The sequence below is a fragment of the Lysinibacillus sp. NPDC048646 genome, from assembly GCF_050272295.1.
GTDB lineage: Bacteria > Bacillota > Bacilli > Bacillales_A > Planococcaceae > Lysinibacillus.
Genome location: NZ_JBNNLZ010000002.1, coordinates 53780 through 71297 on the forward strand (window position 1 = coordinate 53780; position 17518 = coordinate 71297).

A 17518-nucleotide genomic window follows, 5' to 3' on the forward strand; every position below is an offset into this window, starting at 1 on the left:
GGTGGAGGGAAGAACCGCTCAGGTAGTCACGACAACCGCTCAGGTGAAGGGAAGAACCACTCAGTATCCTAAAGGATTTGAAAAAAAATTCGACGTAAGTAAAAGTTCTTTCTAAGTAAAATATATTATTTTATAGAAAATTTCGTCATAAACTAGCAAATGTCAGCTAAACAAAAAGTTAATATGATTCTATGATTTATTAACAAATTGTCTAATATATTGGTAAATATACAATGTTAAAATAAAGTAAATTCTGAATATTCTTTTAAATAAGGGGGCTTCTAAATGACAGCAACAAGCTTAAAGGCAACGGAATCCTATGTGCGTGATCGTGAAACGGTCATCGCACTGACACAGAAACTCGTAAGGATTGATAGTGTATTTCGAGAAAATGATCCAAATGGCAATGAGCAAGAAGTGGCCAATACTGTAGCACAGTATTTACGAGATATCGGTATTGAAACTCATGTGGAGGAAGTTGTACCTGGGAGACCGAATGTGATTGGCATTATTGATTCGGGTAAGCCAGGAAAGACCTTGTTATTTGAAGGACATACAGATGTTGTAACAGAAGGAAATCGGGAAGCATGGACCTATGATCCGTTTGGTGCGGAAATTATCGATGGTCGTATGTATGGACGCGGCACGAATGATACAAAAGGAAATCTTGCCTGTATGATTACAGCTTGTCAATCATTGTTACTGGATCAGGAAGAATTTACAGGCAAGATTATTTTATGTATACCTTGCGATGAAGAGGGGCTAATGCTCGGCATTAAAGATTTTATTAAAAAAGGCTGGGCAGATGGGGTAGACGGGGCCATCATTTGTGAGCCTCAAGAAAACAATGTCTGCATTGCACAACGTGGAGCGATTCGATTAAAAGTAGATATTTTTGGCAAAATGGCGCATGGAGCTATTTCTTGGAGTGGTATTAATCCTAACTGGCGAATGGCACGCTTTATCGTCGAACTTGAAAAATTAGAAAAAGAAGAGCAGACGCGTTTGGGACGAGATCCCATGTTAAACTGGCCGTCCATTACGCCGACGATTTTACGAGCGCCGGTTAAAGGTGACGCGCAAATTAATGTCATTCCAGATCACTGTATGACGACGCTTGATATTCGTACTGTGCCAGCGCAGGATCATGACGAGCTCCTTGGCAAGATTGAGGCGATTATTCAACGTTTGCAAGCAGATGACCCTGATTTTAAAGCGGAGCTCACAGTGCTCGATAATCGTCCAGCGACTGCAACGGCAAAAGAACAACCTGTCGTACAAGCCATTTACGAGGCAGTGGCAGCAGTGACGGATAAAGAACCGATTTATAACGGTGTCCCAGGGGCAACGGACGGCACTTTCCTCCATGTACATGGCGTACCTATCGTGACAGTTGGCGCTGGTGATCGTGAAATTCCACATCAAATAGATGAGTATGTCGATATTGAAGAACTGGCAGAAACAACGGCGATTTATCGTTTAGCGGCATTAAAATTTTTAGCAGGTGATGCGTGATGGTCAAAACAACAAGAATAGCGGTTATTCCAGGTGATGGCATTGGCAAGGAAGTAATGGAGGAAGCTTTGAAGGTTCTTGCAAAACTGCAGGAGCAAGACCCGTCATTACAAATAGCAACAACGATCTTCCCATGGAGCTCAGACTATTACCTTCAGCATGGTCGTATGATGCCCGCAGATGCTTTGGATATATTAAGGGGCTATGATGCGATTTTGTTCGGTGCAATTGGTGATGCGCGTGTCCCTGATGATGTCACGGTATGGGAATTAATCATGCCCATTCGCAAGCAATTTCAACAATACGTGAACTTCCGACCAATTAAATCGTTACCAGGTATTGCCTCACCGCTTGTAGATGGTAAGGACATAGACTTTGTTATTTTCCGAGAAAATGCGGAGGGTGAATATTCTAATAGTGGTGGCCGTATCTATCATAATCAACCGCAGGAAATGACCATTCAGAATACCATTATGACACGCATTGGCATTGAAAAAATTGTACAAGCAGCCTGTGATTATGCCCATAAATATGGCAAGTCCAAAATTACGAGTGCGACAAAATCGAATGCCATTATTCACTCCATGAAGTTTTGGGATGAGCATACGAAAAACATTCTTGCACAAACATCACCAGCGTTAACGTTGGAATCTATTTATATTGACGCTTTGGTGGCTTATTTCGTGGAGCGACCACGAGACTTTGAGGTTGTCGTAGCGTCGAATTTATTTGGCGATATTTTATCGGATTTAGGATCTGCGATTGTTGGAGGACTTGGGCTGTCACCATCCGCAAATTTGAATCCAGAAAAAGAATTTCCATCGATGTTTGAGCCTGTGCATGGCTCAGCACCGGATATTGCAGGAAAAGGAATCGCTAATCCAATCGCGCAAATTTGGTCACTTGCGTTATTGCTAGGGCATATTGGTAGATCGGACACAGAGGAGCTTATTGTAACAGCAATTGAAACGGTGTTAAGTGAAGGGGTTGTGAAAACAGCAGATATTGGTGGGCAAGCGACTACCGCTCAGATGGGCGATGCTATCTGTCAGGCAATTGTCAAAAAGAAACTAGCAGCAAGGGGTGTGTAGGATGGCAGTAGCGCAACAAGTTATGATTGTGACAGGTGCTGGAGGCGGTATGGGGAAAGCGATACTTCAGCACCAGCTTGCACAGGGCAATATTGTCGTGGGGCTTGATTTATCGGTAGCCTCACTTGCTGAACTTGCGCATGAAAATTTGCAAACATACGAGGCAAATGTCTTGCAGGAGGAGCATATTCAGACAGTTTTCAAGGAAGTGTATGAAAAATATGGAAGAATAGATGGACTCGTCAATGCACTAGGTATTGCACAGGCGGCGACACCGATTGAGCAAGTAACAATGGATGAATGGAATCGTTTAATGGATGTCAATGTGAAGAGTTTATTTATTACGACGAAAGCAATTGTACCTTACATGAAGGAACAGAAAAAGGGTTCGATTGTGACGATCGCGTCAATCTCTGCGGTGCGCCCCCGTCCAGGTTTGCAAGCGTATATTGCTTCGAAAGGGGCGGCGGAAAGTTTTACGCGCGGGATGGCCATTGAGTTAGCATCCCATCAAATTCGTGTCAATACAATTCATCCAGGACCAGCTGATACACAGATGCTGTCGCAATTTACAGCGCATGGCGCAGATGTGGAACAAACGAAGCACAATGTCTTTGTCCAATCGGTACCTCTTGGGCGCTTAGTCGATCCAACTGACATTGCAGGCGCGGTTAGTTACTTATTATCAGATGCAGCGAGCATGGTAACAGGGACAACTTTACATGTTGACGGTGGCCGTGGCTTATAGGAGGGGTAAAATGCAAAAGATTCCAATGTTTATAAATGGTGACTGGGTACACGCAGATGGGGAGGATTTACTAAATGTGACGAATCCGTCTACAGGTGAAGTACTCGCGCAAATCATCAATGCGAGTGAGGCACAGGTAAATGAAGCGGTACGAGCTGCACGTCTGGCATTTGAAAGTGAAGAGTGGCGCCAGACTAGGGCGTTTGAGCGTGGTCAACTGCTCGTCGAGTGCGCGCGTTATATTCGCATGCATGCAGAAGAATGGAGCCTGCTAGAATGCCGTGATGTTGGGAAACCATTGACGCAGGCCCGTGCAGATATTGAAGCGGCTGCCCGTTATTTTGAGTTTTACGGGGGAGCCGCGGATAAGGTTATGGGCGATACGATTCCGATTGAAGATGGACTTTTAAATGCGGTCGTATTAGAGCCGGTAGGGATTACTGTACATATCGTGCCGTGGAACTACCCAATTCAAATCACAGCAAGAAGTGTGGCAGCTGCCATTGCAATGGGCAATGCGGTCATTGTCAAAAGTGCAGAAGATACGCCTTTGACGACACACGCAATGACCGAATGGTTTGCCGATAAATTGCCAAAAGGTATTTTTCAACATATTACGGGATTAGGGCGTGATGTAGGTCCTTATTTAACGTCTCATCCTGATATTAATCATATTACATTTACAGGCTCTGTCCCGACAGGCATTGCCGTGATGAAGGCAGCAGCAGAAAATGTTGTCCCTGTGACCTTAGAATTGGGTGGGAAATCGCCGAATATTGTCTTTGCGGATGCACCAATGGAACAGGCAGTGGAGGGGGTACTTCGTGCTATCGTCCAAAATGCTGGGCAAACATGCTCGGCTGGCGCACGCTTGCTGATTGAAGAGCATGCCAAAGAGTCTTTTATCGCTCAATTAGTCGAAAGATTCCAAGCATTAACTGTCGGTCCGGGTGAAGCAGACGTCGATATGGGTCCATTATTAAATGAGCGCCAATACACGAAGATTTCAGCACTACTACAACAGGCGAAAGACGATGGCTATGTCATTACAGGGGGCGAAACACTGTCGATTGCGGGTTATGAAAACGGCTATTACATTCAGCCGACAATCCTAGATGGTGTAGATGAAAACCATGCGCTTGCACAAGAGGAAATTTTCGGACCAGTGCTAACCGTCTTAACTTTTACAACGGTCGATGAAGCGATTGCTTTAGCCAATAGCACGGATTATGGATTAGTGGCGGGTGTTTGGTCAAAGGATTTGGATACGGCACACTATGTGGCAAGTCGTGTCAAGGCTGGACAAGTGTTCGTCAATAATTATGGGGCTGCCGGTGGGATCCAAATGCCGTTTGGTGGCTATAAGAAGAGTGGCATAGGTCGTGAAAAGGGCTTTGTCGCATTAAGAAATTACACGCAAATGAAAAATATTGCGATACGCTATGCACCACCCAATCGTACGTGAGAAGGAGGGAAGCATGTGGAACGAGCACCACAAGAGAAGCCGGTACTGTTAGAAGTTGATCATTTAAAAATACAATTTCATTTAAAAAATGGCAAACAGGCAAAAGTAGTCGATGATGTTAGTTTTTTTATCCGTAAAGGTGAAACCGTCGCACTTGTAGGTGAATCTGGTAGTGGAAAAAGCATTACATCCTTGTCGATTATGCGCTTGCTTCCGATACCTCCTGGAGAAATCACAGCAGGCACCATTAAACTGAATGGCAACAATCTATTAGACTACAAAAGTAAAGCAATGAGTCATATAAGAGGTAATGAAATTAGCATGATTTTTCAAGAGCCGATGACTTCACTGGATCCTGTTTTTACGATTGGCAATCAAATGATTGAAGCCATTCGCAGGCATCAAAAGGTGGGCAAAAAAGAAGCGTGGGAAAAATCGCTCATGCTCTTAAAAGAAGTGGGCATTGCCAATGCAGAAAAGATTATTGCAGAATATCCCCATCAGCTATCAGGAGGGATGCGACAACGTGTCATGATTGCAATGGCAATGTCGAATAACCCTCAGCTATTGATTGCCGATGAGCCTACAACCGCACTGGATGTAACCGTGCAAGCACAAATTCTAAAGCTGATGATGAAAATGAAGAAAGAGCATCATTCCGCGATTTTGTTTATCACCCATGATATGAGTGTTGTGGCAGAAACAGCCGACCGCGTGATGGTGATGTATGCAGGACAGATCGTTGAAGAGGCGCCAGTACGAGAGTTGTTCCTGAATCCGAAGCACCCTTATACTAGCGCTTTATTAAAAACGATGCCAAGCCTTGAGACGGATGCAAAAAGATTACCTTCTATTCCAGGCACTGTGCCACCAGCTTATGCATTGCCAGATGGCTGTCGCTTTGCACCGCGCTGTCCGTTTAAAATGGAGCAATGCCAGCATATGCAGCCAGAGGTTTCTTATATCCAAGATGAGCATAAAGTTCGCTGTCATTTATTCACAGAGAAGGGGGAGCTTGCGCATGACGGAGAAAGAAGTCTTACTTGAAATCAATCATTTAAAAGCCTACTTTCCTGTGAAACGAAAGTCGATGAAGGAAGAGAAAAAAGTCGTTAAAGCCGTTGATGATATTTCTATTGAAATATTTCGTGGTGAGACACTCGGTATTGTAGGGGAATCCGGCTCTGGCAAATCGACGTTTGGGCGCACGATTTTACAGCTTGTTGAACCGACAGCGGGCGAAATTTTATATAAAGGGCAACCGATTCAGCATTTGAAGGGCAGTAAATTGCAAAAATATCGTAATCAAATGCAGATGATATTTCAGGACCCATTTGCCTCCCTAAATCCCCGCATGCGTATTGGCACCATTATTGAAGAACCGATGGCGTTACAATTGACGTTAACAAAAGAGCAACGGAAAGAACGAGTCAAGGGGCTTTTACAAAAGGTTGGCTTACCGGAAGATGCGATGCAAAAATTTCCACATGAATTCTCAGGTGGACAACGGCAACGAATCGGTATTGCGCGTGCACTTGCCATTAATCCTGAGTTTATCATTGCGGACGAGCCTGTATCAGCACTCGATGTGTCCGTGCAATCGCAAGTGTTGAACTTGATGATGGATTTACAGGATGAATTCCAGTTGACGTATTTATTTATTTCGCATGATTTAAGTGTCGTCAAGCATATTAGTGATCGTGTAGCGGTCTTATATTTGGGGCGAGTGGTGGAAATTGGCACGAAAAAAGAGTTATATGCTCAACCACTCCATCCCTATACGCAGGCATTATTATCCGCGATTCCTGTTGTGAATTTTGATGAGCCGAAACAGGTGATTCCCTTGCAAGGGGAGCTCCCGAGTCCGATGAATCCACCTGTTGGCTGTGTGTTCCATACGCGTTGTCCATTTGTGATGGAAAAATGTCATCAGGAGCGGCCTACACTTCAAGACATGAATGAACAGCAACGAGTAGCTTGCTTTTTACATGATAAATAATCTGAATTTTCAATATCGATTGGAAGTCTCTCATTGCTATAGGGAATGAGAGTGATTTAAACCGTAGCGTAAATTAATGAAAAACGAGGTGTTTACGATGTTTGGCAATATTACCGACGTGCCTGGTGTGAAAGTAGGGCATGAAGAAAATAGGGAAGGCATCACAGGCTGCACGGCGATTCTTGTGGAAAATGGTGCAATATGTGGGGTCGATGTGCGAGGCTCAGCACCAGGGACACGCGAAACAGATGCGCTTGACCCCATTAATGAAATTGAGCATGTACACGGCATTTGTTTATCGGGTGGCAGTGCATTTGGATTGGATGCGGCAACAGGTGTTATGCACTATTTGGAAGAACAAGGAGTAGGCGTTGACGCGGCTATCGCGAAAATTCCGATTGTACCAAGCGCGGTGCTGTTCGATTTATTTATCGGTGATCCACGTACAAGACCGACAGCGCAAATGGGCTATGAGGCGGCAAAAAATGCTGTCGTGGGTGCTTTTGCGAACGGCAATACAGGAGCAGGATATGGCGCTACAGTCGGCAAGCTAGCGGGCCCACAGTTTTGCATGAAAGGTGGGTTAGGTAGTACCTCTATGACTGGACAAGATGGTCTAGTAGTAGGCGCGATCGTCGCTGTCAATGCCGTCGGGGATGTAAAGGATCCAGATACGAGAGAAATCCTTGTAGGTGCACGTAACGCTGAGACAGCCCAATGGATTGATAGTTGTGCTTATTTAGAAGCGCATGCACAATCACAAGCATTGTCTGGAACGAATACGACGATTGGTGTGATAGCCGTGAACGCAAAATTAACAAAAGCGGAAGCGAAAAAAATAGCACAGCTCACACAAAATGCACTTGCACGTACGATTTATCCCGTTCACACGATGTTAGATGGCGATACGATTTTTGTGCTAGGCACAGGCGACCAAACGTATCCGGTTGACTATATTGGGCACTTAGCAACAAAGGTTATGGAAGAAGCTATTGTGGTTGGGGTTAAAGCCGCTGACAAATTAGGGGATGTTGAGAGCTATGTAAGTATACAAAGCACATAAGGCAAAGGGGGAGAAAAGTGATGAAGCAGAGCAAAAATTGGATTTTACTACTGTTGACATTGATAGTTGGTCTAATCATGAGTGCATGTTCGAGTGATGATGGTAAGGACACGAGCCAAGGCAGTACAGATGGTTCTACGACAGATGTTCCACAAGCAATCGTAGTACGTGTCAATGATGACCCAGACTTCTTAGATCCACATAAAGCAACAGCCTCAATTTCCTATCAAATGATCTTGAATATTTTTGAAGGGCTGATGGCGCCAGAAACGGATGGTTCGTTGAAGGAGGGCCTTGCAGAAAGTCATGAAATTTCTGAAGATGGATTAACCTATACATTTAAAATCCGCCCAGGTGTGAAATTCCACAATGGCGAGGATGTAACAGTGGAAGATATTCAATATTCATTTGATCGTTTAATGGGCAAGAATGGTGGCGAAAAAATGTCGAATAACTTCGATAATGTCGCGTCAACGGAAGCACCGGATGCCAGTACTTTTGTCATTACATTAAAAGTGCCAAATTCAAATTTCTTATATTCATTAACAGCACGACAATCGGCCATCATTCCAAAAAGTAATGATGGCAAGCATAATGAAAACCCAATCGGCACCGGGCCATTCGCTTATGTGAAATATTCTCCTGGTACTAATTTAGAGTTGACAAAGAATGAAAACTACTGGAAAGAGGGCTTACCTTATTTAGATAAAGTAACGTTCGCATTCCAATCAGACGACCAAGCAGCGATTATGAGCCTCATGGCCAATGAAGTGGACTTAACGAGTGTACCTTGGCAACGCGTAAGTGAAGTGGAGGGCAGTCATACTTTATCACATCAAAATAATAACTCATCGTTAATCGTGACATTTAACGAAACAAAAGCACCATTTGATAATGTCAAAGTACGTCAAGCTATGAACTATGCCATTAGTAAATCAGATATTATAGACTCCGTGTTTGCAGGTTATGCAGTACCACTTGGCTCGAATATGAGTCCAGCTATGGGTGACTACCAAAAAACAGGGTTAGAAAAAATGTATGCACAAGATGTGAAAAAAGCGAAAGCATTACTAGCAGAGGCTGGCTATCCTGACGGCTTCAAAACAAAAATTACCGTATCCTCGCACAATGATATGTATTCAAATATTGCACAAATCGTGGTGGCGAACTTAAAGGAAATTGGTGTAGATGTGGAAATTGAAGTCGTAGAATGGGGTATTTGGCTAGATCGCGTATACTTTGGTCGCGATTATCAAATGACGACGATCGATTTAACGGGTCGTGCGTCAGCCTATGAAATATTAAATGACTACATTTCAACGAATGACGGCGAAAACTTCCTCCTGTTTAAAAATGATGAGTATGACCAAATCATGATGGATGTCCTGAAAGAAACAAATCAGGCGAAACAGATTGCCTACTACCAACGTGCACAAGAAATCTTAGCTGAGCAATCAGCGGCAGTTTATATCGCGGATTATCAAATCGTTTGGGGTTCAGACAAGCAAGTAACGGGTCTGAAGAGCTATCCATTCTGGTTCCATGATATGTCTGAGGTAAAGTTCTCTAACTAGAAAGGGATGAGCGCAAATGATGTATATAATACGTCGATTCATCCTGTTAATAACAACCATCCTTCTAGTGTCGATGATTACATTCGGTGTTTTTCAAATTTTACCTGGTGATCCTGTTCGAACGATGTTAGGGACGGAAGCGGATCCCACACAAATTGAAAATTTGCGGTCTGAACTTGGCTTGGACCGCCCCCTTTATGAACAATATGGTGATTGGATGAAGGGATTATTGACAGGGGAATTAGGTAATTCAATTCGTTTCTCGATGCCTGTAAAAGATTTATTGTTTGATAGACTTCCTGTAACGATGTCGCTGGCGGGGCTCACCCTCATCATTGTATTAACGATTTCATTGCCGTTAGGAATGTTTGCGGCGCGCAGACAAAATAAGCTAAGTGACGTGTCGTTATCGACTGTGACGCAAATCGGCATGGCTGTTCCCTCATTTTGGCTTGGGATGATGCTCATTTTATATGTAGGAATGAAGTTTAGCTTCTTTAAAATTAGTGGCTATATTCCGTGGTCGCAAAGTGTCTCAGGAGCGCTCAGTACGCTCATTCTTCCGGCATTTACGATTGCTATCCCACAAATAGCGGTCAATTTCCGCTATGTACGAACAGCGATTTTAGAGCAAATTCAGCTTGATTACGTACGTACAATTCGGAGTAAGGGAATGTCTGAGCAAAATGTCATGTATAAGCACGTCTTAAAAAATTCAATGATTCCGATTTTGACGGTGTTCGGATTGATTATGGCAGAGGTTGTCGCAGGAACAATCATCGTGGAACAGGTATTTTCATTGCCAGGGATTGGTCAGCTGCTGATCACAGCCATTAGTAATCGTGACTTCCCATTAGTACAGGGGATTGTCATGTATATTACGGTCGCAGTAGTCGTTATTAACTTTATTGTAGATATTTTATATTCCGTATTAGATCCAAGAATTCGATTGCGATGAGAGGTGGATACGATGAAAACTATACAGAGATATACGAAAAACATAAACTTAATCATTGGTCTGCTTGTTATCGTCGGCTTCTTCTTGGTGATGATTGTCAGCTTCTTTTACACGCCACATGATGTGAATTCCATGAACATCCCTGATAAATTACGTGGTCCAAGTAGGTCGTATTTCTTTGGAACCGATGAATTTGGCCGTGATATTTTTAGTCGCATTATGCAAGGTACGCAAACGGCATTTGCGGTTGGGCTACTGACGGTCCTAATAGGTACGTCATTTGGTATTTTAATTGGTGGCATAGCTGGTTATGTGGGTGGTTGGATTGATGAGATTTTTATGCGTCTTATGGATGCATTAATGGCCTTCCCTGGCATTATTTTAGCACTAATGCTTGTGGCGATTTTTGGACCAGGGATTGTCAACACGGCTATTGCGCTAGGGATTATTGCGATACCGGCTATTGCTAGGATTTCTCGTAGTGGCTTTGTACAGCATCGCGATGCAGAATATGTGCTGGCCGCAAAATTGATTGGCGTGAAGCCCTATAAAATTATGTTCCGCCATATTTTACCGAATATCTCATCACAAATTATTGTAGCTGCTACCGTAACTTTTGCGACGGCGATGCTAGCTGAGGCGGCACTCAGTTACTTAGGGCTTGGGGTACAACCACCAAACCCAAGCTGGGGACGTATGCTTAAAGATTCGCAAGCGTATTTAGTAAAAGCACCGTGGTATACCTTTGCGCCAGGGGGGGCTATCACCGTATTAGTGCTAGGGTTGTATATGCTAAGCAATGCACTGCGCGATTATATGGACCCTCGTTCAAAGTCGTAGCAAATCAGGCGCTGTTTTGTTCAATAATTCGTAGGCCTTCATGGCCATTTCTAAATTAAGACGGTAGGGGGCTTGTAAAAAGTCAGTACCTAAAATACTTTCGAGCCGCTCAATGCGTTTATATAACGTTTGGCGTACGATAAATAATTGTTCCGCCGCATCATTTTTTGCACCATTACAGGCTAAATAGACACAAAGCGTTTGATAAAGGTCATTGCCATTTTTTTGATCGATCAGCAGTATTTCCTGTAAATAATCTTTCACGTACTGTAAAAGGGTGGCGTTATCTTGCTGTAATAAAAGTCGGTACACGCCTAAATCCTTAAAGTAAATTGAGGAAGCAAGCTGATTATGTTGCATTTGAATGACAGATTTTGCTTCCTTGTAGCCTCGAGGTACTGACTCAATCGTCTGATAGACATTACTAATACCGAAAGTGATGGCTAGTTGATTGAAAGGCTGTGGTGCTTTGCGAGAAACAATTTGTTGTATCGCTTGATCAAAGCTATCCTGACTTTCCTTCACAGAGTCAGCCGCAATATAAAACGCAAGGATAATAATTTCATGCTGACGCACAGAAACGGTCGGGAAAAAACCCAGCTTTTTTAAAATCGAGCGGACATACATGGCATTATGCAATTGTACTTCCTGCCAGTCTTCCTCCGAAACGATGTGAGCTTGATAATGAATATTCAGCACGACCACACGATGAAATAAGTTGCGGCTTTCAATCGGAAGATAGCTTTGATAATGTTGAATATCAACAGGTTGTCCTTGAATGAGGGCTAAGATAAATTCATCCTCCCGACTTTGTTGACGTTCCTGTAGCATACGGTTGCGCATTAAAATATGGGCAATAGACATCGTCGCACGTTCAAGGTTTAAAAGCATATAATTACTTGGCTTTGGCAGCTTTGTATGCATGCATAAATAGCCCCAAACTTGTCCAAGGCCGTTGACAGGGATTATGACGAAATGGTCACTTTGAATGGCTAGTAAATGGATCGGCTCTTGTACATCGTGCTGTTGGCAATGCGCTTCAATAAGACGTAAATGTTTTTTTGCTTCTACAGGATAATAAAAGCTTTTCGTATCTTCCGACACAAATAAAAAATGAGCATTGGTATCTTGATGGAGCACCTGTAAAATTTTTAGTATGCCATTAGGCATTAACGACAGCTCCATAAAAGTTTTGGAAATGGTATCAAGCTGCGTCAACGCTTGCTGATGTTGATTAATGATGTACGTATGTAAATCCTGCGTAATATCAATAAAACGTACAATCTTGTCGAAAATAATGATTGGAAAATGATGTTCATCTGCCAGGGCCACAAGTTCCTCGGGCACATGGTCAAAATAGTCACCAATTTCAATACAAAGGGCGGCAGCATCATTGCGAATCAAGTTTTGTAAATAGGCGATTTGCGTTGTGCGCTCTAATTGTAAACCGACACCAGTCGTTAAAATCAGCTCACCACCATTGATTAACGAATCGAAATCTTTAATTTCTAAAATATGTGTCCATAGCACTTGGCGATTTACGCCTTGATGACCTGCGATGAGCTTGGCAGATTCAAAATGTTTTCGCTTTAATACATCTCGCACGAGTAGAGGATATTTTGTCATAAATAAGCACCTGCCCTTCGAATATACAATAATACTTTATTATGTGAGAGAAATCAGAAAATTTCAATACATTAAAACTATCGTCATAAGGCAATGGATGTTAAAGGGGATATGGCTAGCCATTGTTATGAACGAACGGAGGTCATATATATGGAGCGAAACGACAATTTCACGAATACCTTACAGCAAAAAGACCGTGAAAACGTTTGGCATCACATCTCAATATATAACGAAAAAGCACCACCCATGATAGTAGAACACGGTGAAGGTGCATGGATCACGGATAGTGCTGGCAATCGTTTTTTAGATGGCATGTCCGGTTTATGGGCTGTCAATGTTGGCTACGGGCGAGAGCGTCTTGCACAAGTAGCGTATGAGCAGCTGAAAAAACTGTGCTATGCACCGATGACACAAAGTCATCAACCTGCCATTCAGTTGGCGGAAAAAGTGAATAGTTTGTTAGAAGATGACTATATGATTTTTTACTCAAATAGTGGCTCTGATGCAAATGAGGTTGCTTTCAAAATGGCACGTCAATACCATGATCAAAACGGTGAAGGCGAGCGCTTTAAAATTATCTCACGCTATCGTGCGTACCATGGCAGCTCTCTTGGAGCATTGGCCGCAACAGGGCAGGCGCTACGAAAGTACAAATATGAACCGTTAGCACCAGGATTTTTGCACGTTGCACCGCCAGATAATTATCGTCGTCCAAAGGGGCAATCCATTGAGCTGTATAATCTAGAACGTGCACGAGAAATCGAAGAAAAAATTATTTGGGAGCAACAAGAAACGATTGCCGCTGTTATTATGGAGCCGATTATTACAGGCGGTGGCGTACTGATTCCACATCCTTCCTATGTCAAGGAAGTAGAACGTATTTGTCAGAAGTATGGCGTGCTCCTCATTATTGATGAGGTAATCTGTGGTTTTGGTCGAACTGGTCAGTTGTTTGGACATCAGCATTTTGCTATTAAACCTGATATCATCACGATGGCCAAAGGGCTAACAAGTGCCTATTTACCATTATCCATTACCGCTATACGAAAAGATATTTATGAAAAATTTAAAGAAACGGATGGCTATAGCCATTTCCGACATGTCAATACATTCGGTGGGAACCCGGCAGCCTGTGCTGTCGCCCTCGAAAATATTAAAATTCTAGAAGAAGAAAAGCTAGTACAGCGTTCCAAGGATTTAGGCGAACAACTTTTACATGACTTGCAAGACTTATTGGAGTTGCCGTTTGTAGGGGATATTCGTGGCTTAGGATTCCTCGTAGGTATTGAACTCGTAGAAGATAAGCTAACCCTAGTGCCAGCAAAACCTGAACGGCTAGCAAAAATTATCGCAGATTGTAAAGCTAACGGACTGATTATTGGCAAAAACGGCGATACGGTAGAGGGCTACAACAATATCCTGACATTAAGCCCACCACTGTGCTGTACGGATGAGGACTTAGAATTTATTAGCGCAGTACTGAAAAAAGTATTTGCCGCAAATGCATAAGCAATAGGCGATTCCCAGTGTTTTTCTACACAAGGAGTCGCCTTTTTAATAGTGTCGTTTATGCCCTTTTTTTACATAGTCCCAATCGACTTCAATGTTTTGGCGGACGCGTCCTAATAAATGATGAATGCAGTCGATTTCCTCATCCGAAAAACCATCCAATGCCCGGGCATTCGAATAATCGCCTTCACGTTTTAGAAAGGGATATAACGCTAAGCTTTTCTCTGTTGGAAATAAATGCTTATTTTTCTTGTTGTGTGCATCATAGCGCTTCTCTATAAAACCCTTCGTGACAAGCTTTTGAATAGCACGAGAAGCAGTTGTGCGATCCACCTTTAATAGTTCCGCCACCTTTTCTTGAATCATACCAGGGTTTTCACAGATGCGAATGACATATAAATACTGTCCTTTTGTTAAATCTAGTTCTTTAAATTCAATATTACTTATCGAATCAAGTGCCCGTGCAATCGCGCCAATATCCCGTAAAACCTCTTTCATAAGTACTCCCCCTGAAATTTTTGTTGTATTTGCAATAAAAATAGGTCTATACTATATAGTATCATCCGTGATGAATAAATTCACTGCATATTATTAGTAAAATTGAAGCGAAGTTGCGGGTTCTATCATCGATAAAAGTGATGTTATCATCGAAGTTGCGGGTTCTATCATCGATAAAAGTGATGTTATCATCGAAGTTGCGGGTTCTATCATCGATAAAAGTGATGTTATCAGCGAAGTTGCAGGTTCTATCATCGATAAAAGTGATGTTATCAGCGAAGTTGCGAGTTCTATCATCGATAAAAGAGATTCTATCAGCGAAGTTGCAGGTTCTATCATCGATAAAAGTGATGTTATCAGCGAAGTTGCGAGTTCTATCATCGATAAAAGAGATTCTATCAGCGATGTTCCGATTTTATCCACAGTTAAGTTATACGTACAGGAGGTTCATATTGATGGACGCAAAAATAATTACAACAGAACTGGATTTACAAACGGCATTTGCCATTCGTAGAAAAGTGTTTATAGAGGAACAACAAATACCAAAAGACGAAGAATATGATGAATTTGACGCACTCGGTGCTGCCTGTGAACATATTCTTGTGTATTTCAATGGTCAGCCTATTGGCACAGGCCGTTTACGGGTCGTAGATGGTTACGGTAAGCTCGAACGCATATGTATTCTGCAAGCATTCCGTAAGTACGGGCTCGGTAAAGTCATCATTCAAAAATTGGAGGAGATGACACGTGAAAAAGGCTTAATGAAATCCAAACTTAACGCGCAAGTATATGCAGAGGGCTTTTATGAAAAATACGGTTATAAGCGCACGGGTGAGGAATTTATGGATGGTGGCATTCCACATATTTTAATGAAAAAGCAGTTTAGCGAGGCGTAGGATGTTCTTGTCAAGAAAATGGAAGTATACGCTATATGTGATTGGCATAGGTATTTTAACGCTCGGAGTATGTTTCACGATGCAGTCCAGACTTGGTACATCACCATTCGATGCTCTATTAGTCGGACTGTCGAAGGAAATCGGCTTAACAGTAGGTAGCTGGGAAATCATTACGTCTTTTATCATCATTTTTTGCAATGCCTGCCTTGCACGTAAACGACCCGCATTTTTAGGATTATTAACCGCTTTCGTGACAGGGGTTTGTATTGATGCCTGGCTATTTTTACTTGGCGATATTATGCATCCGACACATTTCGTAAGCAAAGTGATTTGTCTGGCGATTGGATTACTGATTATCGGTCTTGGTTCGGCCATTTATTTGCAAGCCAAATTTGCACCCAATCCAATCGATTTTTCCATGCTCATTATTCGTGACTTAACGGGGAAAAGCATCATGTTTTCCAAAACGCTTATCTATATTATTTTCTTAGCATTAGCCTTCGTTTTTAGCGGTCCGATAGGTGTCGGCACTGTGCTAACCGTTTTCTTAGGCGGCCCTATCCTAAATTACTGTATGCCGCTAATTGAGAACATACTAGTAAATGCGCAGCAACCACATTATCGTCATTCTTAATAAAACACATCGAAAAAGCAGTCTGTGAAAAATTCACAGACTGCTTATTATCTAATGACGCTCCATCATAATATCTGTTGGTTGAGAAATACCCGCGGAAGGAGAGGGAATACCCGCGATAGCAGCTGAAATACCCGCGGAAGAAGAGGAAATACCCGCGAAAAGAATTGGAATATCCGCGGAAGCGAAGGATACCCGCGAAAAGAACCTGAATACCCGCGGAAGAAGAGGGTATACCCGCGAAATGAATTGGAATATCCGCGGAAGCGAAGGATACTCGCGAAAAGAACTTGAATACCCGTGGAAGAAGCAGAAATACCCCGAGATGAATCGGAATATCCGAAAATAGAGGCTAGACTCGGGGAAGCATCAGAGATACTCGCGAAAAAAAAATCTAAATCCTTGCGAAATACAGATAGCCATCACTCTCAAATTATGTCACTTTTTACAGGGGGCGAAGTCTACTAAGTAAATGGGGGGAATGCGATGAAAAAATGGATGATGCTAGTTTTCTAGTTGTTTTGTTAGCCGGTTGTCAACCCGCGATATTCGGTGGGAGCCAGACCATTATTGATTGGGGCGATTTTATCAATTGGGATGGGGAAGACTATACTGCACTCTATTCGGGCGTATTAGCGGATGAACAATATATCAGTAAAGAAATCGGCACGGTCAATTTTAAAGTGGCAGACAATGTGACGAATACATCGTATAAAACAAAGGATGGAGATGCCGCATTTCACGAAAAGGGCACGAAACTTTTTTCGATTGAAGGGCAAGAGGATTTATTAGCGGTAAAAGATGAAAGTGTGGCCAATGGGTATCGGATATATTTTGCTCGAGAAGGTTCAGAAAATAAATGGGATTTTAACAAGCTGCCATTGGATAAAGTGCAGCACATTGAAATTTATTTAGCCTATACACAAGAGGGGCCAAAACAGCTAGCAAATATAAAAGATGACGAGGATATTGCTCGTTTTTTGGAACTATTAAATTCGAGTGAAGAGAATCTAGCATTTCAACCAAATACGACGAATGGAGATCCGATCTATTATGAGGTTGTTTGATGAACCCATTGCTTATCTATATGGCGTGCAATTTG

The 17518-nt window shown here is 42.6% G+C and carries 16 protein-coding genes; 14 read left to right on the forward strand and 2 right to left on the reverse strand.

The annotated features are described in order from the left end of the window. Positions 1-285 precede the first annotated feature (285 nt). The 10 genes from ACQKII_RS02515 to ACQKII_RS02560 all read left to right on the forward strand — a co-directional run bounded on the left by ACQKII_RS02515 (position 286) and on the right by ACQKII_RS02560 (position 11253). Positions 286-1515, forward strand: coding sequence for a M20 family metallopeptidase (locus ACQKII_RS02515; RefSeq protein ID WP_427456030.1), 1230 nt, complete (start codon positions 286-288; stop codon positions 1513-1515). Continuing rightward, a complete protein-coding gene (locus tag ACQKII_RS02520) occupies positions 1515-2606 on the forward strand; it encodes a tartrate dehydrogenase (RefSeq protein ID WP_427456032.1) in 1092 nt (363 codons plus the stop codon). Before ACQKII_RS02515 ends, ACQKII_RS02520 begins: the two co-directional genes overlap by 1 nt. A gap of 1 nt (position 2607) precedes the next feature. Beyond that, complete coding sequence (locus tag ACQKII_RS02525; RefSeq protein WP_427456034.1) at positions 2608-3354, forward strand: SDR family NAD(P)-dependent oxidoreductase; 747 nt, start codon at positions 2608-2610, stop codon at positions 3352-3354. Between the two features lie 10 nt (positions 3355-3364). Next, a complete protein-coding gene (locus tag ACQKII_RS02530; RefSeq protein ID WP_427456036.1) occupies positions 3365-4819 on the forward strand; it encodes an aldehyde dehydrogenase family protein in 1455 nt (484 codons plus the stop codon). A gap of 15 nt (positions 4820-4834) precedes the next feature. Continuing rightward, complete coding sequence (locus tag ACQKII_RS02535; protein WP_427456038.1) at positions 4835-5866, forward strand: ABC transporter ATP-binding protein; 1032 nt, start codon at positions 4835-4837, stop codon at positions 5864-5866. Continuing rightward, positions 5841-6818, forward strand: coding sequence for an ABC transporter ATP-binding protein (locus tag ACQKII_RS02540; RefSeq protein ID WP_427456040.1), 978 nt, complete (start codon positions 5841-5843; stop codon positions 6816-6818). Before ACQKII_RS02535 ends, ACQKII_RS02540 begins: the two co-directional genes overlap by 26 nt. A 97-nt stretch (positions 6819-6915) precedes the next feature. Beyond that, positions 6916-7881: a P1 family peptidase gene (locus ACQKII_RS02545; protein ID WP_427456042.1), complete on the forward strand. Its 966-nt coding sequence runs from the start codon at positions 6916-6918 to the stop codon at positions 7879-7881. A gap of 20 nt (positions 7882-7901) precedes the next feature. Continuing rightward, positions 7902-9455 (forward strand): ABC transporter substrate-binding protein, encoded by a 1554-nt coding sequence (locus tag ACQKII_RS02550; RefSeq protein WP_427456044.1) that lies wholly within the window; start codon positions 7902-7904, stop codon positions 9453-9455. Positions 9456-9471: 16 nt separating this feature from the next. Next, the gene (locus tag ACQKII_RS02555) at positions 9472-10413 is read left to right on the forward strand and encodes an ABC transporter permease (protein WP_427456046.1); all 942 of its coding nucleotides are present in this window, start codon (positions 9472-9474) and stop codon (positions 10411-10413) included. A gap of 12 nt (positions 10414-10425) precedes the next feature. Then, positions 10426-11253 (forward strand): ABC transporter permease, encoded by an 828-nt coding sequence (locus tag ACQKII_RS02560; protein WP_427456048.1) that lies wholly within the window; start codon positions 10426-10428, stop codon positions 11251-11253. Here the strand turns inward: ACQKII_RS02560 and ACQKII_RS02565 are convergent. Continuing rightward, positions 11242-12879 (reverse strand): PucR family transcriptional regulator, encoded by a 1638-nt coding sequence (locus ACQKII_RS02565; RefSeq protein ID WP_427456050.1) that lies wholly within the window; start codon positions 12877-12879, stop codon positions 11242-11244. The two genes, ACQKII_RS02560 and ACQKII_RS02565, sit on opposite strands and share 12 nt — an antisense overlap. Before the next feature lie 150 nt (positions 12880-13029). On the opposite strand from ACQKII_RS02565, the gene ACQKII_RS02570 reads away from it, so the two are divergent. Next, positions 13030-14388 (forward strand): aspartate aminotransferase family protein, encoded by a 1359-nt coding sequence (locus ACQKII_RS02570; RefSeq protein WP_427456052.1) that lies wholly within the window; start codon positions 13030-13032, stop codon positions 14386-14388. A gap of 45 nt (positions 14389-14433) precedes the next feature. On the opposite strand, the gene ACQKII_RS02575 is transcribed toward ACQKII_RS02570, so the two are convergent. Beyond that, positions 14434-14886, reverse strand: coding sequence for a MarR family winged helix-turn-helix transcriptional regulator (locus ACQKII_RS02575; protein WP_427456054.1), 453 nt, complete (start codon positions 14884-14886; stop codon positions 14434-14436). Between the two features lie 455 nt (positions 14887-15341). Here ACQKII_RS02575 and ACQKII_RS02580 point away from each other — a divergent pair, with 455 nt between their 5' ends. The 3 genes from ACQKII_RS02580 (at position 15342) to ACQKII_RS02590 (ending at position 17483) form a co-directional block, all read left to right on the forward strand. Then, complete coding sequence (locus tag ACQKII_RS02580) at positions 15342-15782, forward strand: GNAT family N-acetyltransferase (RefSeq protein ID WP_427456056.1); 441 nt, start codon at positions 15342-15344, stop codon at positions 15780-15782. Between the two features lies 1 nt (position 15783). Beyond that, positions 15784-16416 carry a YczE/YyaS/YitT family protein gene (locus ACQKII_RS02585; RefSeq protein ID WP_427456058.1) on the forward strand — a complete coding sequence of 211 codons (633 nt, stop codon included), beginning with the start codon at positions 15784-15786 and terminating at the stop codon, positions 16414-16416. 494 nt (positions 16417-16910) lie between these two features. Then, positions 16911-17483: a hypothetical protein gene (locus ACQKII_RS02590; RefSeq protein ID WP_427456060.1), complete on the forward strand. Its 573-nt coding sequence runs from the start codon at positions 16911-16913 to the stop codon at positions 17481-17483. Positions 17484-17518: the final 35 nt, after the last annotated feature.